Raw genomic sequence first — 26,279 nt, forward strand, 5'->3', positions numbered from 1 at the left:
GCATGATTCGTACCGCCACCCCCGACGACGTGCCCGCCGTCCACGCCATGGTCCGCGAGCTGGCCGACTACGAGAAGGCGCTGCACGAGGTGCGGGCCACCGAGGAGCAGCTGCACGAGGCGCTGTTCGGGGAGCGGCCCGCCGCGTACGCGCACCTGGCCGTGGACGACGCGAGCGGGGAGCCGGTGGGTTTCGCCCTGTGGTTCCTGAACTTCTCCACCTGGCGCGGGGTGCACGGCATCTACCTGGAGGACCTGTACGTCCGCCCCGAGCGGCGCGGCGGCGGCCACGGCAAGGCCCTGCTGACCGAACTCGCCCGGATCTGCGTGGCCCGCGGCTACGAGCGACTCGAATGGTCCGTCCTCGACTGGAACCGGCCCTCGATCGACTTCTACCGTGCGCTGGGCGCCCGCCCCCAGGACGAGTGGACCGTGTACCGGCTGACGGACGGGGCGCTGGCCGCGTTGGGCGCGCCGGTCCCGGCCCCCTAGCCCGCGCGTCCGGGCCCGGCGGTGGGCCCGGCCCCTGGAAACGGTCGCCGTGGGTCCGGGCCCCGCGCCGTCACCCCGTCGTCCGCCGGTAGGTGCTGGTGACCACGCCCTTGGGGGTGGTGGCGGTGCCGGCGAGGGCCAGGGTGCGCAGGCCGCCGTCGGCGGGGAAGATGCTCTTGCCGCCGCCGAGCAGCACCGGCATGGTCATCAACCGGAGTTCGTCGACGAGGTCCTCCGCGAGCAGGGTGCGCACCAGGGCGGGGCTGCCCATCACCAGCAGGTCGCCGCCCTCGGCACCGGCCAGGGCGCGCAGCCGGGGCACCGCCTCGTCGCCGGGGACCAGGGTGCTGTTCCAGGTGAGGTCCTCGGTGGTCAGGGTGCGGGAGACCACGTACTTGGGCAGGGCGTTCATCCGGTCGGAGAAGGGGTCGCCGGACCGCTCGGGCCAGGCGCCGGCCATCACCTTCCAGGTGCGGCGCCCGAAGAGCAGCGCCTCGGCGGAGGACAGGGCGCCGTCGATGAAGCCGCCGAGGACCTCCGGGTCGAAGAAGGGGGCGGTCCAACCGCCGTGCGTGAAACCGCCGTCGGTGTCCTCGTCCGGGCCGCCGGGCGCCTGGACGACTCCGTCGAGGCTGATGAACTCGCTGATCACGATGCGCACGGGACTCGCTCCTCTTCGATCACTTGACGTTGACGACAGTACAGACCGCGGCACGTTCGGAAACTCATCGCTCCGCGCCGGGGGAGAGGCCGTCAGGCTGCCGCGGGAGGTGCCGGAGGAGGCGGTGACGGTCGCGGCGGTCAGGAGGCCGCCCCGCCCAGGGGCCGTCCGCTCGGGGTCGGTTGGCGCTGCGGACGTCCCGTCACCATCGTCCCGGCGATCACCGCGGCCAGCAGCATGATGCCCACGGCCCACCAGATGGCGACCGTGTAGCCGTGCACCACGCCCACGTTGGTGAGCCGGGCCACCGCCGCCGGGTCCCGGGCCTCCGCCGGGGTCAGCCGGGAGGCCACGTACGCGGTCGCGGAGCTGGTGGCGATGGTGTTGAGCAGCGCCGTTCCGATGGAGCCGCCCACCTGCTGGGAGGTGTTCACGGTGGCCGAGGTGACCCCGGCGTCCCGCGGGGCGACGCCCTGCGTGGCGGTGGCCATCACCGGCATGAACGTGGTGCCCATGCCCAGCCCGAGCAGCAGTTCCGCGGGGAGCACGTGCGTCGCGTACTCGGCGTGCACGGTCAGCTGGGTCAGGATCGTCAACCCGGCCGCCGCGACGATCAGCCCCGGCACCATCAGGGTCCGCGGCGGCACGTGCTGCATCAGCCGCGCCGAGACCTGGGTCGAGCCGATGATGATGGCCGCGGTCATCGGCAGGAACGCCAGCCCGGCCTTCAGCGGCGAGTACCCGAGCACGGTCTGGAGGTAGTAGGTGAGGAACAGGAAGGTGCCGAACAGCCCGATGGTGACCAGTGCCATGGTCAGGAAGCAGCCGGCCCGGTTCCGCTCCCGGATCACGTGCAGCGGCAGCAGGGGGTGCGGGGCGCGGCCCTGCCACCAGACGAAGACGGCGAGCAGGGCGACCCCGCCCAGCAGCAGCCCCAGCACCAGCGGATCGCCCCAGCCGCGCGGTTCGGCCTCGTTGAACCCGTAGACGATCGCCACCAGCCCGCCGCAGCCCAGCACCACCCCGGGCACGTCGAGGCGGGAGTCCCGGTGTCCGGGGCGGTCGTGCAGCAGCCACAGGGCCCCGAGCACGGCGATCGCGGCGATGGGCACGTTCACGTACAGGCACCAGCGCCAGGACAGGAACTCGGTGAGCACCCCGCCCATGATCAGCCCGATCGCGGCCCCGCCGCCGGCGATCGCCCCGTACACCCCGAACGCCCGGGCCCGTTCCTTCGGGTCGATGAACGAGGTGGTCAACAGGGAGAGCGCGGAGGGCGCGAGCAAGGCGGCGAACACGCCCTGGAGCGCCCGCGCCCCGAACAGCATGCCCGAACTGACGGCGGCCCCGCCGAGCCCGGAGGCGGCGGCGAAGCCGATCAGGCCGATGACGAAGGTGCGCTTGCGCCCCACCCGGTCGGCGATCCGCCCGCCCAGCAGCAGCAGACCGCCGAAGGCCAGGGTGTACGCGGTGATCACCCACTGCCGGTCCGCGTTGGAGATGCCGAGGTCGTGCTGGGCGGACGGCAGGGCGATGTTCACGATCGTCGCGTCGAGGACCACCATGAGTTGGGCGAGCGCGATGACGACCAGCCCCCACCAGCGGTGCCGGTCCGGGGCGACCTCCGTCGCCGGTTCGCCTGCCGGGGCACCGCTCGGGGAGGTACTCACCCCGCCAGAACACCACGGAACCCCCCGACCCGCATCCGCGGACTCCGGGCCCGGCCGGTCCGCGATCAGGGTTCCAGGACGACCTTGCCGACGGTGAGCCGGTCCTCCAGCTCCCGGTGGGCGCGGGCCGCCTCGGCGAGCGGGTACCGGGTCACGGCCGGGACCAGCAACCCCCGGGCGGCCAGCGACAGGGACCGCAGCTCCAGGGTGCGCAGCGGGTTCTCGCCGCCCGCCCGCTCCAGCATCACCGGCCCGAGCACCTCCCGGGAGCTGATCCCCCGCTCCTTCAGATACGTCTCGTCCGGCCGGTGGGGCCCCGCGTCGAGGGGGTCGGCGTGGCCGAACCAGCCGAAGACGACATGGGTGCCGCCGGGTGCGAGCAGGTCCACGGCGGCCCGTGCGGTGTCCCCGCCGACCCCGTCGTAGACGATCGTCGCCCCGCGCGGGGTGCCGGGGCGCCCGGCGCCGGCGTCCAGGAACGCCCGCACGGTCCCCGCCCAGCCCGGTTCGCGGTAGTCGACGGCGAGGTCGGCGCCCGCCGCCCGGACCCGGGCGACCTTGGCCGCCCCGCCGGCCAGGCCGACGACCACCGCGCCCGCGTTCCTGGCGTGCTGCACGAGCAGGGTGCCCAGCCCGCCGGCCGCGGCGGGGACGACCACCACGTCGTCCGGGCCGGGCTCGGCGAACTGGACGATGCCCATCGCGGTGCGGCCGGTGCCGATCATGGCGACCGCGGCGGCGGCGTCCAGGCCCTCGGGCACCTCGTGCAACCGCTCGGCGGGCACCGCGATCCGCTCGGCGTACCCACCCGGGTTCATCCCGATGTGGGCCACCACCCGTCGCCCCGCCCAGGCGGGGTCGGCGCCGGGGCCCACCGCGCCGACGGTGCCCGCGACCTCGCGCCCCGGGACGGTGGGCAGCACGGCCGGCCCCGGCCCGGGACCGGCGACGCCCTGCCGCAACACCGTGTCCAGGACGTGCACCCCGGCGGCGGCGACCTCGATCAGGACCTCGCCGGCCGCCGGAACGGGGTCCGGGACCTCCTCGAACAGCAGGTTCTCGGTGGGACCGAAGGCGTGCAGACGGATGGCGCGCATGGCGGACGACTCCTCGTGACCGGGGACGTGCCCCCGGGGACCCGGGAGCGACGGTACGACCCCACCCTGCGACCTCAACCAATCTTGAGGTCAAGGGGCGCCGACGTCGGCGGGCCGGTGCGCCAGGAAGCTGGCGATCCGCCAGGTCGACCCCGCCGGCGGTTCCTGGAGCAGCCGGGCGCCGACCACGAACCCGGCCCGCTCCAGCAACTCCCCGAGCCGGTCGGCGGGCGGCCGGTGGGAGTCGTACGACACCGGGCGGTCGCCGTAGGCGCGGGTCGGCCGCAGCCGTTCGCCGGCGCCCACGTGGCCGACCAGGAGCACCTGCCCGCCCGGTGCCAACACCCGGTGGAACTCGGCGAACACCTCCGGCAGCAGCTCCGGTGGCGTGTGGTGGGTCGAGTAGTGGGCCAGGACGCCGCCGAGGGAGCCGTCCCCGACCTCCAGCGCCGCCATGGAACCCACGGAGAACCGCAACCCCGGATGGGCCCCGCGGGCCAGTTCGATCATCCTCGGCGACACGTCGACCCCGAACACCGGCACTCCGAGGCCGGCCAGGTGCGCCGTCACCTTGCCCGGCCCGCAGCCCAGGTCCGCGACGGGCCCCCGGTCGCCGACCCGCACCAGCTCCGCGAACGCGGCGAGCACCGCCCGCGAGAGGGGGTCCAGGGCGGTCGGGTCGGGGACGCGCTCGGCGTAGGCGGCGGCCACGGTGTCGTACGACTCCCGCACCGCTGTCAGATGGGAGGGCTCGGCCATGCGGGGACCCTACGGACCCCGCCCGCGGCCCGCCCCCACCACGCGGCGGGTCCTACGCCCCGGGTAGCCCCGGAGCCGTCGACTCCGGTCCGTGGCCGGCGAGGTGGAGCAGGAGGGCGCACTCGTCCTCGGCCACCACGAAGACCTGCTGCCCCCAGTGGGCGCCGAGCCGCTGCGCGACCTCGACCAGTCGACGGCGCTCCGGCGGCGAGTACGCCGGGAACCGGACCCGGCCCCGCTCGGCGATCACGTTGCCGAGCTCGTGGAACAACACCGCCCGGGTGCGCTGCTCCTCCTCCTCGGTCAGGGGCGTCGGGGCCCCTTCCGCCGCTCGCAACCGGACGTTGTACAGGTCCCGTACCACTGCGCCGCCCACCGTTCGTCGAGTCCGTGCCGGAGGGACCATCCAAGCAGCGAACGGCCGGTGCCGCAGGGCGTTCGACCGCCCGCGACGGGTGCCGGGACCCGCCGGGCGGCGTCGATGTCAGTGGTGGGGTGCACGATGGACGGCATGACGCGCGACGCGGTGGTGAAGCCGGCCCGACGACCCCGGCTCGGGCAACCGGTGCTGGTGCCGTTCACCGGCACGGAATGGGAACCGGACGGCGACTACGACGGGGTCGAGTTCACCGACCTCGACTGCACCCGCTGGGACGCCGGCGGGGCGCAGTTCCTCGAATGCCGGCTCGGGGGCGTCGTCCTGGACGAGACCCGGCTGCACCGGTCCCGGTTGATCGATTCGGTGCTCACCGCTCCCCGCGGCGTCGGCACCGACCTGGCCGGGGCCACCCTGCGGGACACCGAGGTGGTCGACGCCCGGCTCGGCGGGGTGCAGTTGTACGGGGCGGGCCTGGAGCGGGTGGTGATCCGCGGCGGCAAGATCGACTACCTGAACCTGCGCCAGGCCCGGCTGCGGGACGTGGTCTTCGAGTCGGTGGTGCTGGTCGAGCCGGACTTCGCGGGCGCGGTCTGGGAGCGGGTGGAGTTCCATGACTGCACGGTCAGGGAGGCCGACTTCCACGCGGCCCGGATGACCGACGTGGACCTGCGGGGCGCCAGTGGGCTGGAGGACGCGCGCGGCATCGGCGGACTCCGCGGCGCCGTCATCAGTCCCGCCCAACTCCTCGACCTCTCCTGGCGGTTCGCCGCCGAGTTGGGGGTGCGGGTGACGGGGTGAGCGGGGTACCGGTGCGGCCTGGCGCGTTCTCGTCCACGGTCACCCGTCCGGGTGCATATTCGGTGGACGGGCCGCCGGGTCGGCGGTGAGCGTGGACGGCATGCAGACGGAACGGACGACGCACCTGTGGGACGCTGAGGCGGCACGCGACTACGACACCCCCGGAACCGGGATGTTCGCACCGGAGGTCCTCGGGCCGACCGTGGCACGCCTGGCCGGGCTCGCGGGGGAGGGGGCGGCACTCGAATTCGCCGTCGGCACCGGGCGGGTGGCCGTCCCGCTCGCCGAGCGCGGGGTGCCCGTCCACGGCATCGAGTCGTCCCCGGCGATGGTGGAGCACCTGCGCGCCAAGGTCGACGCGGCGACCGTCCCGGTGACCGTCGGCGACATGGCGACCACCGTGGTGCCCGGCGAGTTCACCCTGGTCTACCTCGTCTACAACACGATCTCCAACCTGCTCACCCAGGCCGAACAGGTCGAGTGCTTCCGCAACGCCGCCCGCCACCTGCGGCCCGGCGGCCGGTTCGTGGTCGAGCTCGGCGTGCCCGAACTCCGACGGCTGCCCCCGGGCCGGGACGCCACGGTCTGGGGGGTCGAGCCCGGTTACCTCGGCCTGGACACCTACGACACCGTCCACCAACTGCTCGTGTCCCACCACTTCCGCTTCGACGGGACCCGGCGGGCACGACTGTTCCGCACCCCCCACCGCTACGTCTGGCCCGCCGAGCTCGACCTCATGGCCCAACTGGCCGGCTTCGCGCTGGAGGACCGGCACGCGGACTGGGTCGGCGCCGAGTTCACCGCCGACTCCCCCTCCCACGTCTCCGTCTACCGGCTCCCGCCCGCCCCGTGACCGGTCGCCCGGCCGCCCCCGGCGGCCGGGCGATGCCGTCCCCCATGCCGGGGCCACCGGGGCGCGACGGGGCCGATCGCAAGGGCTAGCGGTCGGCCCCGGAGTCGAGAGCGCCCACGATCAGCCCGGTCAACGCCGTGACCGCTTCGCCGTCGGTCGTCCGCGCCCGGTTCAGCTCGTCGGCGATCGCCTCGGCCGCCCCCAGCACGCCGACGCACCGGAGCCGGAGGGCTCGGGGTGCGAGGGCGGAGTACGGCGACAGCGCGGTGGCCATCAGGTCCGCGTAGCCTTCGGTCGACCCGTGCTGGACCGACTCCAGTTCCGGGCTTCCCTTCAGTGCGGCGGAAACGGCGATGAGCTCCGGCATGTCGGTGGCGCAGGCGAAGTAGGCGGTGCTGATGACCCGGGCGACCGCGCCGGCGCCGGGCGCGGCGTCCCGCAACGCCCGTGTGATCGCGGCCCGGTGGCGTTCGTCGAGTCGTCGGTGGAGCGCGAGCAGCAGGCCGGGGCGGGTGGCGAAGTGGTCGTAGGCGATCGGCCGGCTCACCCCGGCCTCCTCCGCGAGGGTGACCAGCGTCAGGCCGTCGGCACCCCGGGCGCGCACGATCGCCACGGCGGTGTCGAGCAGTTGCTCCCGTCTGGCCGGCTTGGACAGGCGGGTCGGTGTGGTGGCCATGGTCCTCCCTTGCGTTCCCGCCCCACGTTAAGCTACAAAACGTAGGCTACAAAATGTAACTTCATGGACGCGAGGGGGACCCGCAGTGGGACGGTCGGAATCGGTACTGATCTTGGGTGGTACGGGCCAGGCGGGCACGGGGGCCGCCGCCCTCCTGCGGCAGTGGCACCCGGACCTGCCGCTGACGATCGCGGGTCGCGACGTCGAGCGCGCCCAAAGGGTGGCCGACGGCCTCGGCGCCGCGACGGCCACGGGCATCGATCTGCGGCGCGGCGATCTCGGCCTCCCGGCCGACCGCCCCCACTCGGCGGTGGTCGCCGCGCTCTGGGACGACCGGTTGCACGGGCTGCGCTACGCGCAGCGCCGCGGGCTGCCGTACCTCAGCATCTCCAGCGGCCTGACGGACATCGCGCCGGAGGTCGTGGCGGGCGCCCAGCAGGCGAACGCCGCGCCGATCCTGGTGGCCAGCCACTACTGCGCCGGTGCGGTCGTCCTCGCGGCACTGCACTCGGCCCGGCGGTTCGACCGGATCGACACCGTCCGCATCGGCACCGTACTGGACGAACTGGACACCGGCGGGCCCGCGGGGACGGCGGATCTCCAGCGGTGGTCCACCGCCACCACGGCGGGCCTCGTGCGCCGGGACGGCGTCTTCACCTGGGTCTCCGGCCCCGACGCACGGACGCACGTGCGCAGCACCGACGGCATCGACCTGCCCGGCCGGCACATCGCCGTGCTCGACGTACCGAGCCTCGCCCTCGCCACGGACGCGCCCCACGTCCGCTTCGCCTTCGCGGTCGGCGAATCCGCAGGCCGACGCCGCGGCGGCCCCGCGTCCTTCGAGGCCCGGATCGACCTCGAAGGAACGGACCGGGCGGGCGCACCGATCAGCACGAGCCGCTACCTGGTCCACCCGGCAGGGCAGCGCCCGCTGACCGCGACCGGCATCGCCCTCGGCGTCGAGCGGTTGCTCGGGCTGCGCGGCGAAGCCGTCGCACCGGGCCTCCACACCCCCGAAGCACTGATCGACCCGGCCTACGCGGTCGAGCGGATGGCGGAGACCGGCGCCGTCCTCGTCGGCCCGCCCGGCGACGACTGAGCCCCGCCCCGGAGGAACCGCACCCCTCGCGTTCCCCCTGCCGGCGGAGCACTCAGGGCAGTCGCGGGAAACGGGACTGGAGGGTCCACACCGCCGGGTTGTCGGCCAGGTCCTCGTGCAGGTCGACCAGGTCGGCCACCAGGTCGTGGAGGAAGTCCCGCGCCTCCCGGCGCAACGCGGAGTGCGCGAAGGACAGCGGCTTCTCGCCCACCGGGCGCCACTCGGCCTCGATCTCCACCCACCCGAAGCGCCGCTCGAACAACAGCCGGTCCGTCGACTCCGTGAAGTCCAGCTCCGCGTACTGCGGCTGCGCCGACCGGGACCCCAGCGGGTCGCGGTCCAGGCGCTCGACGATGTCGCACAGCGCCCAGGCGAAGTCCAGCACCGGCACCCACCCCCAGGCGGTGGCCAGCTCCCGGTCCTCCTCGGTGTCCGCGAGGTACACGTCCCCGCAGAACAGGTCGTACCGCAGCGCCCGCACGTCCGCCCGCCGGTAGTCGGTCTGCGGGGGGTCGGGGAAGCGGGGGGAGAGGGCGTAGCCGATGTCGAGCACCCCCCATGGTCCCACGGCCGCCGCCGCTGCCCGGCCCGGGTCGGCGGCCCTCAGGGGCGGGCGGCGCACCACCGGGCCAGTGCCCCCGGAGTGCCCGGCAGCCCGTACGCCGATCCGAGCCAGCGGCCCAGCTCGCCCGAGGCCCACACGGGGTCGGCGCCCGGCAGCGCCCCGAGGACGGCCCGCTGCCACGGGGTGAGCGCCCGTGCGGCCACCTGCTCCAGGTCGCCCAGGGCGTCCACGACCAGCGCGGACGCCAACCCGTCGGCTTCCTCGGGGCGCTGGTCCGGTGCGCTCAGACAGGCCGAGACGGCCAGGCCGGCGGCCTCCCGGCACGGCGCGGGCAGGGTCCGCAGGGTCGCTGCCAGCAGCCCGGCGACGTCGTCGTCGTGGAACCGGGTGCGCCGGACCGCCGGGTACCCGTCCGGATCGCGGTGCGCCGCGGCCAGTTCGGTCACCAGGGGCACGACCACTCCGGTGGGCGGCGCGGGGGCGGCGGCCCGGCACAGCCCGACGGCCGCCGCCCAACGGTCGGGGTCCGGCCCGCCGCGCAGGGCGCCCTCCAACACGGCGCGATCGGCGGCGGACCCGGCCGGGGTGCCGGCGAGGGTGCCGAGGGCGATCAGTGCGGTGGCGCGTTCCGGCCCGGGCCCCGCGCGTGCGCACAACCCGCGCAGGGCCGGGAGGACCTCCCGCGCCCGCTCGGGGAGCCAGGCGAGCAGTTCGGCCGCCGCTCCGGCGGTCCGGACGTCGGCCGCCTCCAGCAGCGGGACGAGCGCGGGCACCCCGGCGATCACCGCCGCCCGCACCGGTCCACCGGGCCCGGGTCCGTCCGCGCCCGGCGGGCGTTCGACCAGTCGCGACAGACCGCCCAGGGCCCGTTCCCGGTCGGGGGTGCCCCCGTCCGCGAGCAGCCCCAGCAGGAACGGCACCGCGCGGGCCAGCGCCGGCTGTTCGTGCCCGCCCAGGAACCACGTCTCCCACCAGTGCCAGGCCGCGGCGCGGGCCTCCCCGTCCGGCGAGACCAGGGCGCGCAGCCGGGCCGGGACCTCGACCGCCGGACCGCCGTCCGGCGGCCGTGCCCACCCCGCCCGGTCCAGTGCCGACAGGGGAAGCGTCCCCGCGCCCATCGTCCGTCCTCCTCGCCGTCGACCGCCGTGATGGTCCCTCGGTCCCGGGCGAGGGTCAACGGCCGGCGGCGGCGGCTCCGTGCGTCCGGCCCGCCGGGGGAGCCCTACGCCAACAGCCGCCGCTCGGTGGCGACCGCCACCGCGCCGGCCCGGGTGTCGACCCCCAACTTGTCGTAGATGCGGCCCAGATGGGTCTTCACGGTGGCCTCGCTGATGAACAGGGCCCGGGCGATCTCCCGGTTGCCCAGGCCGCGCGCCAACTGGCCGAGGATGTCCCGCTCGCGGTCCGTCAGCGAGGGGCGCGGGCTGCGCATCCGCTCCATGACCCGGCTGGCGACCGGCGCCGACAGCGCGGTGCGGCCCTGCGCGGCGGCCCGGATCGCGGCGAACAGCTCCTCGGGGCGCTCCGCCTTGAGCAGGTAGCCGGTGGCCCCCGCCTCGATCGCCCGGGTGATGTCCGCGTCGGTGTCGTACGTGGTGAGGACGAGCACCCGGCCGCCGGCCGCGGAGATCCGGCGGGTGGCCTCCACCCCGTCGATGCCCTCGCCGAGTTGGAGGTCCATGAGGACGAGGTCCGGGGTCAGCTTCGCCGCCATCGCCACCGCCTCGTCCCCGCAGCCGGCCTCGCCGACCACGTCGAAGTCGGGCTCGCTGCCGAGCAGGGCGAGCAACCCGGCCCGGACCACCGCGTGGTCGTCACAGAGCAGCAGCCGCACCGGGCCGGTGCCGGCTTCGACGCCGGGGGCCCCGGGCGGTGCCGAGGGCTCGGGCGGTGCGGAACGGGCACGGTTGCGGGGGGTCATCGGGGCTCCCGGGCGACGGGGGCGGGCAGGGGGATCGACACGGTCAGGACCGTGCCCTCGGACGGGGCCGACTCGATGCTGAGGGTGCCGCCCAGCGCGCGCGCCCGGGCCCGGATCGCGGGCAGCCCGTGCCCGCGCACCCCCGTGCCGGCCGCGGGCACCTCCGCGGGGACGAAGCCCCGCCCGTCGTCCGCGACGTCCAGCACGATCTCGTCGTCCAGGCAGGTCAGGGTGAGCGCCGCGGCCGTGGCCCCGGCGTGCTCGCGGACGTTGGCCAGCGCGCCCTGGGCGATGCGCAGCAGCGCCGCCTCGGTGCGTTCGGGCAGGGCGGTCGGAGTGCCCTCCAGGTGGAACCGCACCGGGAGTGCGGCGCGCGACTCGCGGGCCGCGACCCGGCGCAGCGCCGCCACCAGCCCGCCGCCCTCGGCGAGGTCGGCGGGGGCGAGGTCGTGGACGAAGCGGCGGGCGTCGGCCAGGCTGCGTTCGGCGATGGCGGCGGCGGTGCGCACATGGGCCCGCGCCTTCGCCGGGTCGCCGTCCCACACCCGGTCGGCGGCCTGGAGCAGCATCCGTTGGCTGGACAGGCCCTGGGCCAGGCTGTCGTGGATCTCCATGGCGAGCCGCTGCCGCTCGGCCAGGGTGCCCTCGCGGCGTTCGGTGGCGGCGAGTTCGCGACGGGTGCGGATCAGGTCGTCGATCAGGTCGCGCTGCCGGGCCGCCTGGCGCTGCATGTGCACGAAGCCGGCGGTGGCGATGGCCGCCACCGCGGGCGGGGCGAGCAGCAGGTTCGGGTCGAAGCGGTCCGCGAGCCGCCACTGCGCGGCGACGACGAACGCGGTGAGCACGGCGATCAGCACCAGCGCGGGGCGGGCCGGCAGGGTGCGCAGCCCGGTGTAGAAGAGGGGCACCGCGCACCAGGCGAAGCTCGGCGCGAGCACCACCAGGACCACCCACACGGCGACGACCAGAGCGAGCCACGGCACCACCGAGGTGCGCGCCCGCCCGCCGGTCCCGCGCGCGGCACCGGCGGGGGAGGCGCTGCCGAGGGCCGGGCCGAGGACGTACAGCAGGGCGAGCGCGACGGACAGGGCGATGATCCACGGGGTGCGGGGCTCGCCGGGGTGGCGCAGCAGGAACCGGGCCAGGGAGGCGCCCAGCAGCAGGAAGAAGGCCGTGTGCATCACGGCGGCCAGCCAGCGGGCGTCCGGATCGGCGACCGCGGCGGCCGGGGGCGGGGTGGCCCCCGGGCGCGGTGCGCCCCGGTGGACCGGTTCGGTTTCCGGCATGCCTCCCATTGTGACCCGGTGCCCCGGCGCCGGGGTCATCCGATCGGTCGACCCCGGGGTCGACCGTCCCGCGCCGTCGAGGTGTCCGGTACGCCGACGGGAACGGCCCCGGTCCGGCCCCAGGATCGAAGCAGAGCCGGTCGCCACCGCACCGGCCGGCCCGACCCGGACCACCGGAACCGGTCGCCCCCGCCGAAGGACAGGACCCGTCACCATGAACCACCCGCTCGACACCCCCGAGACCACCACCGACGCCGCCGCCCCGCGCCACCGGGCCAAGGGCCGCCTCTCGCGCCGGGCCGGGATCGGCGCCGGGGTCGTGGCCCTGGCCGCGCTGGGCGCCGGCACCTTCGGCGCCGTGTCGGCGAGCGCCGAGTCCCCGGCCGCGTCCAGCCGCTCCACCGTCACCTCGGACGCCTCCAACCGGCACCTCCAGCAGACCACGCACCTCACCGTGGACGCCGCGACCCGCGCCGCCCAGGCCGCCCTGGACGCCGCCGAGCGGGAGAACCAGCGGGTGACCGTCGCCGTGGTGGACCGCAACGGCAACACCCTCGTCACCCTGCGCGGCAACGGCGCCGGCCCGCAGTCGTACGAGTCGGCGGAGAAGAAGGCGTACACCGCCGTCTCCTGGAACGCGCCCACCTCCGAGCTGGTCAAGCGGCTGGCGCAGACCCCGAACCTGAAGGACATCCCCGGCACCCTGTTCCTCGGCGGCGGCGCGCCGGTCACCGTGAAGGGCGCCCCGGTCGCGGGCATCGGCGTCGCGGGCGCCCCGTCCGGCGACCTGGACGAGAAGTTCGCCAAGGCCGGCGTGGCCGCGCTGAACCGCTGACCGCCGCCCGCCCGGACGCCCCGGCCCCGCCCGTCCCCCTCGGCGGGACCGGGGGCCGGGGCCGCGGGACGACGGGCGGGGCGGCCGCGCGGTGCCTAGGATCGCCCCGTGGACCCCGCCCGCCGGAACCGGCCCGGCCGCCCCCGCCCGGGCCCCCTCGCCACCTGCTGCTGCGCGCTCCTGCTGCTGGCCGGCTGCACCCACCCGGCAACGGGGTCGGCGAGCCGCCCCGACGCCCGGGACACCGGGGCCGCGGGGGCGGGCGACCCGTACTTCCCGCTGCTCGGCAACGGCGGCTACGACGTCGCCCACTACGACCTCGACCTCACCTACCGGCCCGAGGACCGGCACCTCACCGGCACCGCCACCCTCACCGCCCGGGCCACCCGGGACCTCGCCGCCTTCCACCTGGACCTGCTGGGCATGACGGTCGAAGCGGTCACCGTCGACGGCGAGCCCGCCGCCGTCCGGCGGGCGGGCCAGGAGTTGACCGTCCGGCCGCGCACCGCCCTGGTCCGCGGCGAGGAGTTCCGCACCACGGTGCGCTACGCGGGCCGGCCCCGGAGCGTCACCGACCCGGACGGTTCCCGGGAGGGCTGGCTGCCCACCGCGGACGGGGCGATCGCGCTGGGCCAGCCCACCGGGTCCATGACCTGGTTCCCCGGCAACCACACCCCCGCCGACAAGGCCGCCTACGACATCGCCGTCACCGTCCCCGAGGGGCTGACCGCGGTGAGCGTCGGCGCACTGCGCTCCACCCGGACCGCGGACGGCCGCACCACCTTCCACTGGCACAGTCCGGAGCCGCTCGCCAGCTACACCGCGACCGTGGGCGTGGGCCGCTACGAGGTCACCGAGTCCGTGCTGCGCGCCCAGCCGCGCACCGAGGCGGACGGCGCCGGCCGGGCCCGCCGGACCCTGCCCGTGCACACGGCCGTCGACCCGCGGGAGGCGGCGGCGGCCCGCGGGGTGCTCGCCCGGGTGCCCGAGGTCATCGCCTGGGGCGAGCGCACCTTCGGCCCGTACCCGTTCTCCGCCGCGGGCTCGATCGTGGAGCGCGGCGGCGACGCCGGCTACGCCCTGGAGACCCACACCCGCCCGGTCTACCCGGGGGCGCCGGACGTCCTCCTCGTCGTCCACGAACTGGCCCACCAGTGGTACGGCAACTCGGTGACCCCGCGCACCTGGCGGGACATGTGGCTGAACGAGGGCTTCGCCACCTACGCCGAGTGGCTGTGGGACGAGGAGCACGGCGGGCGGAGCGCGCAGAGCGTCGCCGAGGCCCTGTACCGGGGCGACTACTACGACGAGGCGGTCGAGCCGGGCGCGAACGAGGCGGTGTGGGCCTTCCCGCCCGCCGACCCGCCGGGTGCCGCGGACATCTCGCAGGCGCCGGTGTACCAGCGGGGCGCGCTGGTGCTGCACCGGGTGCGCCGCACCATCGGCGACGACGCCTTCCGCGCGCTGCTGCGCGACTGGCCCGCCCGCCACCGGCACGGCAACGCGGACACCGCCGCCTTCACCGCCCACGTCGAACGCGCCGCCCCCGAGCACCGCGCGGCCCTGCGCCGGGTGTGGGACGGATGGCTGTACGGCGAGGGCAAGCCGCCGCGACCCTGACCGGCCGGAGGCCCGCCCCGGCCGGCGGCGGCCGGCGGCGGCCGGGGACCGTCCCGGGCGGCCGGGACCCGCGGACGGCACGACGGCCGGGCTCCGCAACCGCTGGCTGCGGGGCCCGGCCGTCGTACGGCTGCTCAGACGTTGACGCCGAAGTCCTGGGCGATGCCCACCAGACCGGAGGCGTAGCCCTGGCCCACCGCGCGGAACTTCCACTCGGCGCCGTGGCGGTACAGCTCGCCGAAGACCATGGCGGTCTCGGTGGCGGCGTCCTCGCTGAGGTCGTAGCGGGCGATCTCGGTGCCGCCGGCCTGGTTGACGATGCGGATGTAGGCGTTCCGCACCTGGCCGAAGTTCTGGCTGCGGGACTCGGCGTCGTAGATCGAGACCGGGAAGACGATCTTGTCGATGTCGGCCGGCAGCGCGGCCAGGTTGACGTTGATCGCCTCGTCGTCGCCGGCGCCCTCACCGGTGCGGTTGTCACCGGTGTGGACGATGGTCTGGTCCGGGGTCTGCTTGTTGTTGAAGAAGACGAAGTGCGCGTCCGAGTAGACCCGACCCTGGTTGTTCACGGCGATGGCCGAGGCGTCGAGGTCGAAGTCGGTGCCGGTGGTCGTGCGGACGTCCCAGCCGAGGCCCACCGTGACGGCGGTCAGGCCCGGTGCCTCCTTGGTGAGCGAGACGTTGCCGCCCTTGGACAGGCTTACAGCCATGGGGATGTCCCTTTCTTCGCGAAGTGTCGGGTTTCGTACTCTGGACGAAACTACCGTCATCCCTAGCAACGCCGCGCGGGTGCCCCCGGGTTCCTGACACCCCTCCTTATCTTCTCCGCGCCTGGCGCCCCGACGGCCTCACCGGCCGCCCGGGACACCCGCGCCTCCACCGGAACGGACGCACCGGCCGGGGGCGCGGGCGGGACGGGCGCCCGGCAGCGGGAAATGGGGGTGACGGCCGGCCGCCCGGGCGGGACCATGGACGGCATGTCCGGTCCTCATGTCATCCGCGGTTCGGTCCTCCTGCCGGAGGCCGAGCTGATGTGGCGGTTCTCCAGGTCCTCCGGGCCCGGCGGCCAGCACGTCAACACCACCGACTCACAGGTGGAGCTGCGCTTCGACCTGGCACGGACCACCGCCCTGCCCCCGGTGTGGAAGGAACGCGCCCTGGCCCGGTTGGCCGACCGCCTGGTCGACGGGGTCGTCACCGTACGGGCCTCCGAGCACCGTTCCCAGTGGCGCAACCGCGAGACGGCGGCGGTCCGGCTGGCCGGGCTGCTGGCCGAGGCGACCGCCCCGCCGCCCAAGCCGCGCAAGGCCACCCGGATTCCACGGGGCATCAACGAGCGGAGGCTGCGGGAGAAGAAGGCCCGCGCCGAGACGAAGCGGGGCCGCTCGGGCCGCGACTGGGGCTGAGCCGGGCGGCGGCGGGGCCGAGCCCTCGGCACGGGTGCCCGGGTCCCCTCAGCGGCGGTCCTGGTCGAGGTACTCCTCGACCTCCTCGGGGAGGCCGCCGCCGTCGCGGACGGCGAGCAGCCGGGGTCCCTCCTCGGGGCCGTCGACGGCCAGCGCCGCCTCGGGGTCCAGGCCCTCGACCGCGTGCAGGGTCCAGGTGCCCGGGTCCTCGGTGCCGGTGCCGCGGCCGGTGTCCTCGCAGGGGGCCGAGGACCCGGTCCCCACCTCCGGGCCCACCCCGGCCCGCAGCGGCCCCGCGTCCTCGTAGACGCGGGTGTCGAACCGCACCCGCAGCGGGCACGCGGGGGCGGGCAGATGGGCGGTCCCGGACGGTTCCGCCCGCTGCGCGTCGGAAGTCGACGCACTCCCGCTGCATCCGGCGGACAATGCGGTGAGGGTGATCGCCCCTAATGCCGTGCCGATGTGCGCCCTGTTCTTCCGTGCCGGCCGACCGGCTGTCGAGGAATTGTCCATACGGATATCGAAGGCCATTCGGGCGACCCGCGCCAGAGCCTCGCGAAAGAAATTCCCGACGGTCGACGTCCTTATCCGTTCGGGTGTGCGCGATGCGGAGGGGACCGCCTTTCGGGGGGCGGTCAGGGGTCCGCCGGCCGGGGCGAGGTCGGCCCCAACAAGGCTGTGGAACAAGGCTTTTCGTCCCGTTCCGGGAGCCCGGCACCGGCCCGGTCGCCGACCTCGAAGGCTCGCGGGACGACCTCGCGGGCGGGCAGCGGCGGGTATGTCGCCCGAGTTTCACGTCCGGCGCGGAGGCCGAGAGCCGGCATGACGTGCATTTCTCTTCCCTGGCGCCCGGTGCGGAAGGCCCGCTGGCTGGAATTCAGACTTTCGCGCAGGGAAAACTGCAAGATCCGGCCATGTGCGGAAGAGTGGGACGCTTTCGCGGAATGCCGTGTTCCATCCGTTTCCGCCGGTCGAGGGCCCCGTCCCGGCTCAGCCCAGTCGGCGGTAGCGGCCCCGGAAGTAGGCCAGGGGCTCCCCGTTCGGGCTCGGGAGGTCGGCGGTGAGGACGCGGCCGATGACGAGGGTGTGGTCGCCGGCGGTGACGCGCTGCTCCGTCCTGCACTCCAGGGTCACCAGCGCGCCCCCGACCAGGGGCGCCCCGGACGCCTCGCCCCGCACGTAGGGGATGTCCTCGAAGAGCAGTCGGTCGCTGATGCGGCCCCGCATGGCGAACCGGCCCGCTATGTGCCGCTGGCTCTCCGCCAGCAGGGACACCGCCCAGTTCGGCTGCTCGGCGAGCAGGTCGTCCATGCGGGAGCCCTCGCGCAGGCTGATGAGCACCAGCGGCGGTTCGAGCGACACCGAGAGGAACGCGGTCGCGGTCATGCCGACGTCCTCGCCGCGGGGGCCCTCGGGCGAGAGCGGCGGCTCGTGCGCGGTCACCAGGACGACCCCCGCGGCCAGCCGGGACAGTGCGGCGCGGAACTCGTCGTGGGTCACTCCCCCAGGATGCCCGGCCGGGGCGGTGGCGGGGGAGGACGGCGCGGTGGAGGAGGTGTTCAGCACCCCGCCACGCTAGCCGTATGGCGCATTTCGGCACATCGGCCCAGCGATCGACGATGGTCCTAGGTCCTTCGGACGGGTTTCGTCGCTGCGCGGGCGGCCAGCGGGGTACCGTCTGCGTACCCCACGAAGGGAAGCGGATGTGTATACCCAACGCCGTATGTATCCAAAACCCTTATCTGCGATTTCCGGGAGCATATTCGGAAGTGCCGAGTGCGCCCCCTCCCCCTCCGAACGGCTCCCCCGGGCTCCCCACGAAACGCCCGTCAAATGGGGCCTCTGCGGCCTCGCGCTTTGCCCGCAGCAAACGAAGCGCGCGCTTGTCTATGCGCGTCAATCGGCATATTCGGCTGATGTGATATGAGTCACACGGCCGATTATTTGCTGACCCTGTGTACCGGGCGGACAGCTCACTGTGATTCAGTGACGGGGACGCCGTGCTCAGGTGTACTCGGGTGCACCCGGCCGAAGAGAGAACCCGGAGTAGCCGCAGACGTCTCGGGGAGGGCGAGCATGGACACCGAGTCGGAGCCGTACGTCCGCCTGGCGACCCTGCGACAGCTGCACCAGGTCATGGCCGACATGAACACGGCCCGCAGCCTCGCCGACACCGTCCAGACCGTCGCCAACGGCGTCGTCACCGGACTGAACTACGAGCTGGCCGCGGTGAACCTGGTCCGTCCGGACGGCGACCTCGTGGTGGCCGCCTTCGCTGGCAACGCCGACGCCGAAGCCATGATCACCGGTCGGGTCGGCTCCCGCACCGCCTGGGACCGCCGGCTCGGCATGGGCGAGCGCTGGGGCAGCCTCATCTTCATCCCGCACAACGAGGGCTGGGTGCTCGACGAGGACGACGTCCCGTCGTGGTACACCGACGGCCCCGAGCCCCGCTTCGAGGACGAGTGGCACCCCGCCGACCGCCTCCTCGCCCCCCTCTACGCCAACGGCGGCCTCCCCGGCGAACTGATCGGGGTGCTCTCCGTGGACCGTCCGCGCAACGGGCGGCTACCCGGCGCATGGGGGCGCGAGGCGCTCCAGATGTACGCCTTCCAGGCCGCCATTGCGATAAGCAACGCCCGGCTGCGAGCAAACATGCAGCGCGCGCTGGTCCGGCTCGAACGCGAGCAGCAGGCCCTGCGCGCCAGCGAGGAGTCCTTCCGCCAGGCGTTCGAGTACGCGCCCAGCGGCATGGCCATCGCCGAGATGGGCGGCGACCAGCACGGCCGCATCCTGCGCACCAACGACGCGCTGTGCCGGTTGCTCGGCCGGCCGGCCGCCGCGATGCGCCGCTACTCCTTCTCCGACCTGGTGCACCCCGAGGACATCGGGACGCTGCTGCGGACCTCCGCCGAGGGCGGCCGCGCCGAGCTGCGGCTCGCCCGCCGCGACGGCACCTACCTCTGGGTCTCCCTGCGCAACTCCGTCGTCGCGGACGCCGCGGACGGCCCGCGCTTCCTGCTCACGCACGTGGAGGACATCGAGGAACGCAAGCGCCGCGAGCTGCAACTCGCGCACCGGGCCAGCCACGACGCCCTCACCGGGCTGCCCAACGCCGCGGAGCTGCGGTCCCGGCTGTCCTCCCGGCTCTGCCGCCGTCCCCAGGGCAGCGCCAGTTCCCGGGCCGCGGCCGGGGAGTCCGTGGACGCGGCGTACGGCGGGCCCGGCGTGCAGGACTTCGACCAGGAGGCGGAGGCGCTCGCCGAGCGGGCCGCCCGCGCCGCCGAACGGTTCGATACCCCGGCCGGTGAACCCGTGGTGGGCTACGACCACGTGCACGTGGTCGCCCCCGAGGGCGGCCAGGACGACGGGACCAAGGGCCTCGCCGTCCTCTTCTGCGACCTCGACGGCTTCAAGTCGATCAACGACCGGTTCGGCCACCACACCGGCGACGCCGTCCTCATGGAAGTGGCCCGCCGGCTCACCAGCGGGGTCCGCGACGGCGACACCGTGGCCCGCCTCGGCGGCGACGAGTTCGTCGTCCTCGCGGACGGCCTCGGCAGCGCCGACGCCCAGGACCTCGCGGTGCGGCTGCGCAACGCGATCATCCCGCCCATCCGCGTGGACGGGCGGGGCGTGCGGGTCGGCGCCAGCTTCGGCATCGGCTGGGCGCGCTGCGGGATGACCGCGGAAGAGGTGCTGAAGTCCGCGGACCAACTGATGTACGTGGAGAAGCGGGCCCGGGCGAAGCAACAACGCCGCGCGGGCTGACACGGGTCTCCCCGGGGTGCGTGCGTTCCGTCCGGCCGGGACGCACGCCCCGCGGGGCCGGCCTGGCGAAACCATTCTGCGCGCGTGGGCGTCGGTGCGGGTATGACACGACGACTGTTCCCGGCGGTCCGGCTCCGGCTCCCCGACCCCGTCGGTCTGCGCGCCCTGGCGCGCTCCCGCCGCGCCCAGCGGTGGCTGGTGCAGGCGGCCATGGTCGCCTCGGTCGTCGGCCTGGCACCGGTCACCTGGATGCACCTGGCCGCCGAGGACGCGGTCACCACGGTCGCCGAGGTGCCGCGGCAGGAGGTGGCGGTGGTGTTCGGGGCCGGGCTGCGGGAGGGCGAGCCGTCGCCGTACCTGGCGCACCGGCTGGACGCGGCGGCGGAGCTGTACCACGCGGGCAAGGTCCGGGTGGTCCTGGTGACCGGGGACAACGGGCGGGCGGAGTACGACGAGCCCGACGCCATGCGGACGTACCTGACCGGGCGCGGGGTGCCCGACGGGCACATCGTCAGCGACTACGCCGGCTTCGACACCTGGGACTCCTGCGTCCGGGCGAAGAAGGTGTTCGGCGTGGACCGGGCGGTGCTGGTGACCCAGGACTTCCACATCCGCCGGGCGGTGACGCTCTGCCGTTCCGCGGGGGTGGAGTCGCACGGCATCGGGGTGAGCGAGCCGCTCGACGCCAGTTGGTACGGGGGCAAGGCCCGGGAGGTCCTCGCCGCGGGCAAGGGCGCGCTGGACGTGCTGCTCGACCCGGACCCGCGCTTCCTGGGGGCGCAGGAGAAGGGCGTCCGGGAGGCGCTGGTCACGGCCGTTCCGTGAGTCGGGCCGCGGCTCAGTCGAGGACGCGCCCCCCGTGGTGGTGCAGCTCGTGGGCGCGGACGCCGTCGGCGGTGCGGATGACGCCGCCCGAGGGGGCGTCACGGGCCGCGGAACGGGGGGTATGCCTGCTTCGTCACCCTTTACCATGGAAGTTTCCGGTGCGGTGCGGAGGTGGGGGGAACCGTCACTCAATGGGATGAGTCGGAACGGGTAGGCTCGCCCGCATCACGCGTGCACTGGACCATGCTGAGGAGTGACCCAGGGATGACCGCCGGAGACAACGGCAGCAAGCCCGCGGACGACGACCCGTTCGGCTATCTGTACGCCGACGGGCAGGCGGCCGGGGCCACCCCGCCCAGTGGTGGCGGAGGCTACGGCTACCCGGGCCCCCGCTCCTCGTACCACCAGGTGCGCCCGGTGGGCGAGCGCCAGTACAAGGGGCCGCAGCAGCAGTACGCCCAGCAGCCCCCGGCCCACGGCCAGGTCCCGCCGCAGCAGCCGCCGTACGGTCAGCCGCCGTACGGCCAGCAGCAGGTGCCGCCCGGCCCGCCGGCGGCCCACGGGGGTCCGGGGGGCGGCCGGGGGCGCGGGCCGAACACCCGGGGCATCCTCATCGGCGCGATCGCGGTCCTGGCGGCCGTGGTGGTCGGCATCGGCGTGGTCGTGCTGAAGGGCAAGGACGACGACAAGACCCCGGCCGGTGCGGACAGCACCCCCTCGGCGCCCGCCCAGGGCGGTGACGAGGGCGAGGAGGACAAGGCCCCGAAGGGCGACGGCGACGAGAAGACGCCGGAGCCCGGCGAGCTCCCCCGGCTCGACGCCAAGGCGCTGAAGCAGGAGGGGGGCGTCAGCACCTCCACCGACGTGTCGGGGGCGAAGGCCGCCGGCGGGGTGTACGTCACCGGCTTCAACAAGGTCGGCGCGGCGGTCACCTGGACCCTGGACGACATCGTGGAGCCCGGCAAGTACACCGTGTTCGTGGGCTACACGGTGCCCGGCAAGGACGCGAACGCCACCATCACCGTCAACGGCACCGCCCAGACCCGGCCGTTCAGCCTGAAGAACTACGCGAACGCCTCCGACGGCGACCGGGCGAAGGGCTGGACCGAGTCCTACGGCTACGTGGAGCTCAACAAGGGCACCAACACCGTCAAGTTGTCCTGCGAGGAGGGCAACCAGTGCGACGCCGACCTGGACCGGGTCTGGCTCGCCAAGGGGTGGGTCACCAGGGGCTGAACCCCGACCCGTGCGCGCCGGCGGCGATCCGTCGCCCGCCCCCGCGGGGGCGGGCGCGTTCCGCGGAAGGGTCGGCCCGGGGTGCTTGTCTGGAATGTCGGTGCCGGTGACCGGAACGGCCGTCCGTGACTGCGGGTTCGACGTAGAAGGATCGTCTGTTTGACGGATAGTCTGGCGTGAATCAGTGCTGCCCGCAGCCGCCCGGCACCGGGTGGGGCGGCCATCGGATCGGCGCGGCCGGCGTCCGTGCGAGGGCGGGGAGTCCGGGCGTCAACGGAGGATTCACACAACCGTGGACACGCAAGGCCGCGACAGGGCGGACGGCATCGACCCCGCGGACCAGTGGGTGAAGAACCCGCGGACCGGGGAGTACGAACTGCGCCTGCCCTCGGACCCCGCATCGCCGGCCGAGGCCCCCGACGGCGCCTCCCCGGCCGGCGGAAGGGCCCGTCCCCGGCCCCGCCGGGAGAGCCGTCCGGTGCCCGCCCAGCGCACCCGACGGGCCGTCAGTTCCCCTGCTGGAAAGCGAGTTGACGGAACCGCACGGACGGATCGGCGCAAGCGGAAGAGCGCCGGGGGCAAGAAGTCGGGCACCCGGAAGGCGCTGTTGTGGACGGGCGGCGTCACGGCCTTCGTGGTGGTCGTCGCGGGCGTCGGCGGCTATCTCGTCTACGAGCGGCTCAACGGCAACATCGACGCGCTGGACGTCGGGGACGCCGCCGAGGGCGGCAGTTTGAAGGACGGCCCGCTCAACATCTTGCTGTTGGGCATCGACAAGCGCAGCGGCAAGGGGAACACGGGGTACGGGGACCGGAAGAACTCCTCCGGCCATGCCGACACCACCCTCTTGCTCCATGTGTCCGAGGACCGGAGCAATGCCACGGCGGTGAGCATTCCGCGGGATTTGAAGGTCGACATTCCGGACTGTCCGACGAAGCAGTCGGACGGGACCGAGAAGGTGATTCCCGGGGTCCTCGACCGGCGGTTCAACGAGAGCTTCGGAGTGGCCGGCCGCGATCCGGGGTGCACCATGCGCACCGTCAAGGAGATCGCCGGAGTGCCGATCCACCACTTCATGATGGCGGACTTTAACGCGGTGAAGGAGTTGACCCGGGCGATCGGCGGCGTGGACGTCTGCCTGGCGAAGCCCATCAAGGACGACGAGTCGAAGCTGGACCTGTCCGTGGGGCCGCACACCGTCCAGGGCGAGCAGGCGCTCGCCTTCGTCCGCAACCGGCACGGCCTCGGCAACGAGAGCGACCTCGACCGCATCAAGATGCAGCAGCAGTTCGTCGCCTCGATGATCCGCAAGATGAAGGACGAGGTCCTCGGCGACGCCAAGCGGATGTTCGACCTGGCGGACGCGGCGACCAAGGCCCTCACCGTGAACAAGGAGATCGGCGACGTCCCGAAGCTGACCGAACTGGCCCGGGAGATCGGCAAGATCAACGTCAAGAACATCACCTTCACCACGGTCCCGGTGCGGGACAACCCCGCCGAGATCGTCAAGGCGACCGTCGTCCTCGACGAGACCAGGGCCCCCCAGATGTTCAGCATGCTCCAGAACGACGTCTCCTTCACCGAGGTGAAGCGGAAGAAGAAGGCGGCCAAGAGCAAGCAGGACGCCCTCCTCAAGGGCCCCCGGGCGCCCGCCGACCAGGTCCGGGTGGACGTGTTCAACGGCAGCGACACCCGGGGCGCCGCCCAGCGCACCCTCGACTGGTTGCAGAACACCAAGGGCGTTGCGAAGTCGACGAACCGGAGCAACGCCCCGCAGAAGCAGCCGAAGACCACCCTGGCCTTCGGGGCGAACCAGATCGAGCAGGCCAGGACCCTCGCCGACTACCTGGGCCTGCCCGCCGCGGGGCTCAGGCCCGGCACCGCGGACGCCGACCCGATGGAGCCCATGGCCCTGGTGCTGGGCGCCGACTTCAAGGGCCCGGGCGTGCCGATCACCGGACCGACGAAGGCCCCCGAGGGCGTGCAGCGGGTGGAGGCCGACAAGAAGGTCTGCGCCCAGTGAACCCCGGGCCGGTGCTCAGACCGGCTCGGCGCTGACCCGGACCCGGTCCAGGTACGCGGTGTAGGCGGCGGCGTCGAACTCGCCCGCGACCGGGGCCCGTACCGTCGCCGCCGACAGGGCGACCGCACGGGTCAGCCGGACCGGCCAGGGGACGCCGTCGACCAGGGCCGAGAGCAGCCCGGCGACCGCCGAGTCGCCGGCCCCGGTCGGGTTGCCCTTCACCAGGCCCGGCGGCACCGCCCGCCAGCGGCCCTCCGGGGTGACCGCCAGCAGCCCCTGCGGGCCGAGCGAGGCGATCACCGCCCGGGCACCCCGGCGGCGGACCTCCCGCACGGCCTGCTCCGGGTCGTGGGAGCCGGTCAGCTCGGCGAGTTCCTCGGCGTTCGGCTTCACCAGGTCCGGGCGGGCGGCCACCCCGCGGCGCAGCGGTTCCCCGCTGGTGTCCAGCAGCACCGGCACGCCCGCGGAGCGGGCGGTGCGCACCAGTCGGGCGTAGGCGCCGACCGGCACCCCGGGCGGCAGGCTGCCGCAGAGCGCCACCGCCGCGGCCCCGGGCACCAGGGCGTCGTAGCGGTCGAGGAGGGCGTTCCACTCGGCGGCGGAGACCAGCGGTCCGGGTTCGTTGAGCTGGGTGGTGTCGCCGGTCACGGCGTCGACGACGGCGATGGTGCGGCGGGTGGCCCCGGCGGTCGGCACCAGGGCGTCGGTGATCAGTCCGCCCTCGTCCAGGGCGACCAGCCCGGCGCGCATCGCCCGGCCGGTCTCGCCGCCGGTGAACCCGGTCACCGTCACCCGGTGGCCGAGCGCCGCCAGCACCCGGGCCACGTTCAGGCCCTTGCCGCCGGGCCGCTCGATGACCTCGCGCACCCGGTGCGAGGCGTGCGGGCGCAGGGACGGCACCCGGTACGTGAGGTCGAGCGCGGTGTTCAGCGTGACCGTGAGGATCACCGTGGGCCTCCCCCCGGAAGGCGGGTGCCCGAGGTCCCCCGGGCCGGGGCCGGTCGGACGGTCCGACCGGGTGCAGACCTGATCATGCCAAACGGGCGGCGGCCGGCACAGACCGCTCCGCCGACCGCCGCCCCGCTCTCCCGCGCCCGCGGGGAGGTCAGCCCAGGGCCGGCTGCACGATCCACTCGCCGCGGCGCATCACGCCCTTGAGGGCGAACTCCTCGTCGAGGACGACCAGGTCGGCGTACTTGCCGGGCTCCAGGGAGCCCACCTCGTGGTCGACGCCCAGCAGCACGGCCGGGTTGGCGGAGATCGCCCGGACCACGTCCTCCACGGGCAAGCCGTCGACGGTCACCGCACGCTGGAAGGCCCGGTCCAGGGTGAGCGTGGAGCCGGCGATGGAGCCGCCCTCCACCAGACGGGCCACCCCGTCCTTCACCTCCACGGCCAGCGGGCCGAGCCGGTACTCGCCGTCGCCGAACCCGGCCGCGTCCATCGCGTCGGTGATGAACGCCACCCGGGCGGCGCCCGCGTGGTGGAACGCCAGCTCCAGCGCCGCCGGGTGCAGGTGCGTGCCGTCGTTGATCAGCTCGACGGTGACCCGGGGATCGGCGAGCAGCGCGGCGATCGGTCCGGGGGCCCGGTGCCCGAGCCCCGGCATCGCGTTGAACAGGTGGGTCGCGACGGTCGCCCCCGCGTCGATCGCCTCCACGGTCTGTTCGAAGGTGGCGTCGGTGTGGCCGATCGCGGCGATCACCCCGTGCTCCCCCAGCAGCCGCACCGAGTCGAGGCCGCCGGGCAGTTCGGTGGCGAGGGTGACCATCTTGGCCCGCCCGCGCGCCGCGTCCAGCAGCTTGCGGACCTCGGCCGGGTCCGGGTCGCGCAGCAGGTCCTCGGCGTGGGCGCCCTTGCGGCAGGGCGAGATGAACGGGCCCTCGAAGTGGACGCCCGCGATCTCGCCCTGCTCGGCGAGTTCGGAGAGCAGTCCCGCCTGCTGGGCGAGGGCGTCCATGTCGCCGGTCACGGTGGAGGCCACGAGGGTGGTGGTGCCGTGCAGCCGGTGGGTGTGCACGGCGTGCAGGATCTCGTCCGCGGTGCCGTTGGCGAACGAGGTGCCGCCGCCGCCGTGGTTGTGCATGTCCACGAACCCGGGGACCACCCAGTGGCCGGTCAGGTCGAGGGCGGACGCGGGGGCGGCGCCGGGGCGCGCGGGGACGATCCGGTCACCGTCGACGGTCACCTCACCGCCGTCCACGATCCCGGTGGGCAGCACCACCCGGGCGCCGGCGAGCACGTTGCTGGGGGCCATCAGGCGGGAACCTCCGAGGAGTCAGCGGTTCCGGATCCTCGTGATCCGGAA

26 protein-coding genes are annotated in these 26,279 nt (G+C 74.5%); 11 read left to right on the top strand and 15 right to left on the bottom strand.

Translation table 11 applies throughout. The features are described from left to right. The first annotated feature begins 2 nt into the window (after positions 1-2). Complete coding sequence (locus tag ABT092_RS14105) at positions 3-491, top strand: GNAT family N-acetyltransferase (RefSeq protein ID WP_351243415.1); 489 nt, start codon at positions 3-5, stop codon at positions 489-491. 70 nt (positions 492-561) lie between these two features. Here the strand turns inward: ABT092_RS14105 and ABT092_RS14110 are convergent, their stop codons facing one another. From ABT092_RS14110 to ABT092_RS14130, 5 genes are all read right to left on the bottom strand, one after another. After that, on the bottom strand, positions 562-1,152 hold the full coding sequence (locus tag ABT092_RS14110; RefSeq protein WP_351243417.1) for a dihydrofolate reductase family protein: 591 nt from the start codon (positions 1,150-1,152) through the stop codon (positions 562-564). A 140-nt stretch (positions 1,153-1,292) separates the two neighbouring features. Continuing rightward, complete coding sequence (locus ABT092_RS14115; protein ID WP_351243419.1) at positions 1,293-2,822, bottom strand: MFS transporter; 1,530 nt, start codon at positions 2,820-2,822, stop codon at positions 1,293-1,295. A gap of 65 nt (positions 2,823-2,887) precedes the next feature. Continuing rightward, positions 2,888-3,919 carry a zinc-binding dehydrogenase gene (locus ABT092_RS14120; RefSeq protein WP_351243421.1) on the bottom strand — a complete coding sequence of 344 codons (1,032 nt, stop codon included), beginning with the start codon at positions 3,917-3,919 and terminating at the stop codon, positions 2,888-2,890. A gap of 90 nt (positions 3,920-4,009) precedes the next feature. After that, positions 4,010-4,678: a class I SAM-dependent methyltransferase gene (locus ABT092_RS14125; protein WP_351243423.1), complete on the bottom strand. Its 669-nt coding sequence runs from the start codon at positions 4,676-4,678 to the stop codon at positions 4,010-4,012. Positions 4,679-4,730: 52 nt separating this feature from the next. Beyond that, positions 4,731-5,054, bottom strand: a complete 324-nt coding sequence (locus tag ABT092_RS14130) for a hypothetical protein (RefSeq protein WP_351243425.1) — start codon at positions 5,052-5,054, stop codon at positions 4,731-4,733. Between the two features lie 135 nt (positions 5,055-5,189). Between ABT092_RS14130 and ABT092_RS14135 the strand changes: the two genes are divergently transcribed. Further along, positions 5,190-5,855 carry a pentapeptide repeat-containing protein gene (locus tag ABT092_RS14135; protein WP_351243427.1) on the top strand — a complete coding sequence of 222 codons (666 nt, stop codon included), beginning with the start codon at positions 5,190-5,192 and terminating at the stop codon, positions 5,853-5,855. A gap of 100 nt (positions 5,856-5,955) precedes the next feature. Beyond that, complete coding sequence (locus ABT092_RS14140) at positions 5,956-6,708, top strand: class I SAM-dependent methyltransferase (protein ID WP_351243429.1); 753 nt, start codon at positions 5,956-5,958, stop codon at positions 6,706-6,708. Between the two features lie 85 nt (positions 6,709-6,793). On the opposite strand, the gene ABT092_RS14145 is transcribed toward ABT092_RS14140, so the two are convergent. After that, on the bottom strand, positions 6,794-7,384 hold the full coding sequence (locus ABT092_RS14145) for a TetR/AcrR family transcriptional regulator (protein ID WP_351243431.1): 591 nt from the start codon (positions 7,382-7,384) through the stop codon (positions 6,794-6,796). A gap of 85 nt (positions 7,385-7,469) precedes the next feature. Here ABT092_RS14145 and ABT092_RS14150 point away from each other — a divergent pair, with 85 nt between their 5' ends. Then, the gene (locus ABT092_RS14150) at positions 7,470-8,483 is read left to right on the top strand and encodes a saccharopine dehydrogenase family protein (RefSeq protein ID WP_351243433.1); all 1,014 of its coding nucleotides are present in this window, start codon (positions 7,470-7,472) and stop codon (positions 8,481-8,483) included. Between the two features lie 52 nt (positions 8,484-8,535). Here the strand turns inward: ABT092_RS14150 and ABT092_RS14155 are convergent, their stop codons facing one another. The 4 genes from ABT092_RS14155 to ABT092_RS14170 all read right to left on the bottom strand — a co-directional run bounded on the left by ABT092_RS14155 (position 8,536) and on the right by ABT092_RS14170 (position 12,255). After that, positions 8,536-9,036, bottom strand: coding sequence for a hypothetical protein (locus ABT092_RS14155; protein ID WP_351243537.1), 501 nt, complete (start codon positions 9,034-9,036; stop codon positions 8,536-8,538). 50 nt (positions 9,037-9,086) lie between these two features. Beyond that, entirely contained in the window at positions 9,087-10,166 is a 1,080-nt protein-coding gene (locus ABT092_RS14160) for a hypothetical protein (RefSeq protein ID WP_351243435.1), read from the bottom strand. Between the two features lie 104 nt (positions 10,167-10,270). Beyond that, complete coding sequence (locus ABT092_RS14165; protein WP_351243437.1) at positions 10,271-10,969, bottom strand: response regulator; 699 nt, start codon at positions 10,967-10,969, stop codon at positions 10,271-10,273. Further along, a complete protein-coding gene (locus ABT092_RS14170) occupies positions 10,966-12,255 on the bottom strand; it encodes a sensor histidine kinase (RefSeq protein ID WP_502968437.1) in 1,290 nt (429 codons plus the stop codon). The genes ABT092_RS14165 and ABT092_RS14170 overlap by 4 nt, the downstream gene beginning before the upstream one ends. 214 nt (positions 12,256-12,469) lie before the next feature. Between ABT092_RS14170 and ABT092_RS14175 the strand changes: the two genes are divergently transcribed. Continuing rightward, entirely contained in the window at positions 12,470-13,090 is a 621-nt protein-coding gene (locus ABT092_RS14175) for a GlcG/HbpS family heme-binding protein (protein ID WP_351243439.1), read from the top strand. Positions 13,091-13,198: 108 nt separating this feature from the next. Next, a complete protein-coding gene (locus tag ABT092_RS14180; protein ID WP_502968438.1) occupies positions 13,199-14,710 on the top strand; it encodes a M1 family metallopeptidase in 1,512 nt (503 codons plus the stop codon). A 134-nt stretch (positions 14,711-14,844) separates the two neighbouring features. Here the strand turns inward: ABT092_RS14180 and ABT092_RS14185 are convergent, their stop codons facing one another. Beyond that, positions 14,845-15,420, bottom strand: coding sequence for a TerD family protein (locus ABT092_RS14185; RefSeq protein WP_351243441.1), 576 nt, complete (start codon positions 15,418-15,420; stop codon positions 14,845-14,847). Positions 15,421-15,687: 267 nt separating this feature from the next. Between ABT092_RS14185 and arfB the strand changes: the two genes are divergently transcribed. Then, a complete protein-coding gene (gene arfB, locus ABT092_RS14190; RefSeq protein WP_351243443.1) occupies positions 15,688-16,116 on the top strand; it encodes an alternative ribosome rescue aminoacyl-tRNA hydrolase ArfB in 429 nt (142 codons plus the stop codon). 48 nt (positions 16,117-16,164) lie between these two features. Here arfB and ABT092_RS14195 read toward each other — a convergent pair whose 3' ends face one another. Together ABT092_RS14195 and ABT092_RS14200 are read right to left on the bottom strand one after the other, a co-directional pair. Next, positions 16,165-16,542 carry a DUF6281 family protein gene (locus ABT092_RS14195; RefSeq protein ID WP_351243445.1) on the bottom strand — a complete coding sequence of 126 codons (378 nt, stop codon included), beginning with the start codon at positions 16,540-16,542 and terminating at the stop codon, positions 16,165-16,167. Positions 16,543-17,106: 564 nt separating this feature from the next. After that, positions 17,107-17,682, bottom strand: coding sequence for a flavin reductase family protein (locus ABT092_RS14200; protein WP_445394859.1), 576 nt, complete (start codon positions 17,680-17,682; stop codon positions 17,107-17,109). 510 nt (positions 17,683-18,192) lie between these two features. Here ABT092_RS14200 and cdgB point away from each other — a divergent pair. From cdgB to ABT092_RS14220, 4 genes are all read left to right on the top strand, one after another. Continuing rightward, positions 18,193-19,887, top strand: a complete 1,695-nt coding sequence (gene cdgB, locus ABT092_RS14205; RefSeq protein WP_351243447.1) for a diguanylate cyclase CdgB — start codon at positions 18,193-18,195, stop codon at positions 19,885-19,887. 102 nt (positions 19,888-19,989) lie between these two features. After that, positions 19,990-20,712, top strand: a complete 723-nt coding sequence (locus ABT092_RS14210) for a SanA/YdcF family protein (RefSeq protein ID WP_351243449.1) — start codon at positions 19,990-19,992, stop codon at positions 20,710-20,712. Positions 20,713-20,976: 264 nt separating this feature from the next. Further along, positions 20,977-21,948: a carbohydrate-binding protein gene (locus ABT092_RS14215; RefSeq protein ID WP_351243451.1), complete on the top strand. Its 972-nt coding sequence runs from the start codon at positions 20,977-20,979 to the stop codon at positions 21,946-21,948. A 292-nt stretch (positions 21,949-22,240) separates the two neighbouring features. Then, positions 22,241-23,971 carry an LCP family protein gene (locus ABT092_RS14220; protein WP_351243453.1) on the top strand — a complete coding sequence of 577 codons (1,731 nt, stop codon included), beginning with the start codon at positions 22,241-22,243 and terminating at the stop codon, positions 23,969-23,971. Positions 23,972-23,986: 15 nt separating this feature from the next. Here ABT092_RS14220 and ABT092_RS14225 read toward each other — a convergent pair whose 3' ends face one another. Both ABT092_RS14225 and nagA read right to left on the bottom strand, forming a co-directional pair. Further along, positions 23,987-24,919: a 1-phosphofructokinase family hexose kinase gene (locus tag ABT092_RS14225; protein ID WP_351243455.1), complete on the bottom strand. Its 933-nt coding sequence runs from the start codon at positions 24,917-24,919 to the stop codon at positions 23,987-23,989. A 157-nt stretch (positions 24,920-25,076) separates the two neighbouring features. After that, entirely contained in the window at positions 25,077-26,228 is a 1,152-nt protein-coding gene (nagA, locus tag ABT092_RS14230; protein WP_351243457.1) for an N-acetylglucosamine-6-phosphate deacetylase, read from the bottom strand. Positions 26,229-26,279 lie beyond the last annotated feature (51 nt).

The sequence above is a fragment of the Streptomyces sp. NPDC002490 genome, from assembly GCF_040296045.1.
Classification (GTDB): domain Bacteria; phylum Actinomycetota; class Actinomycetes; order Streptomycetales; family Streptomycetaceae; genus Streptomyces.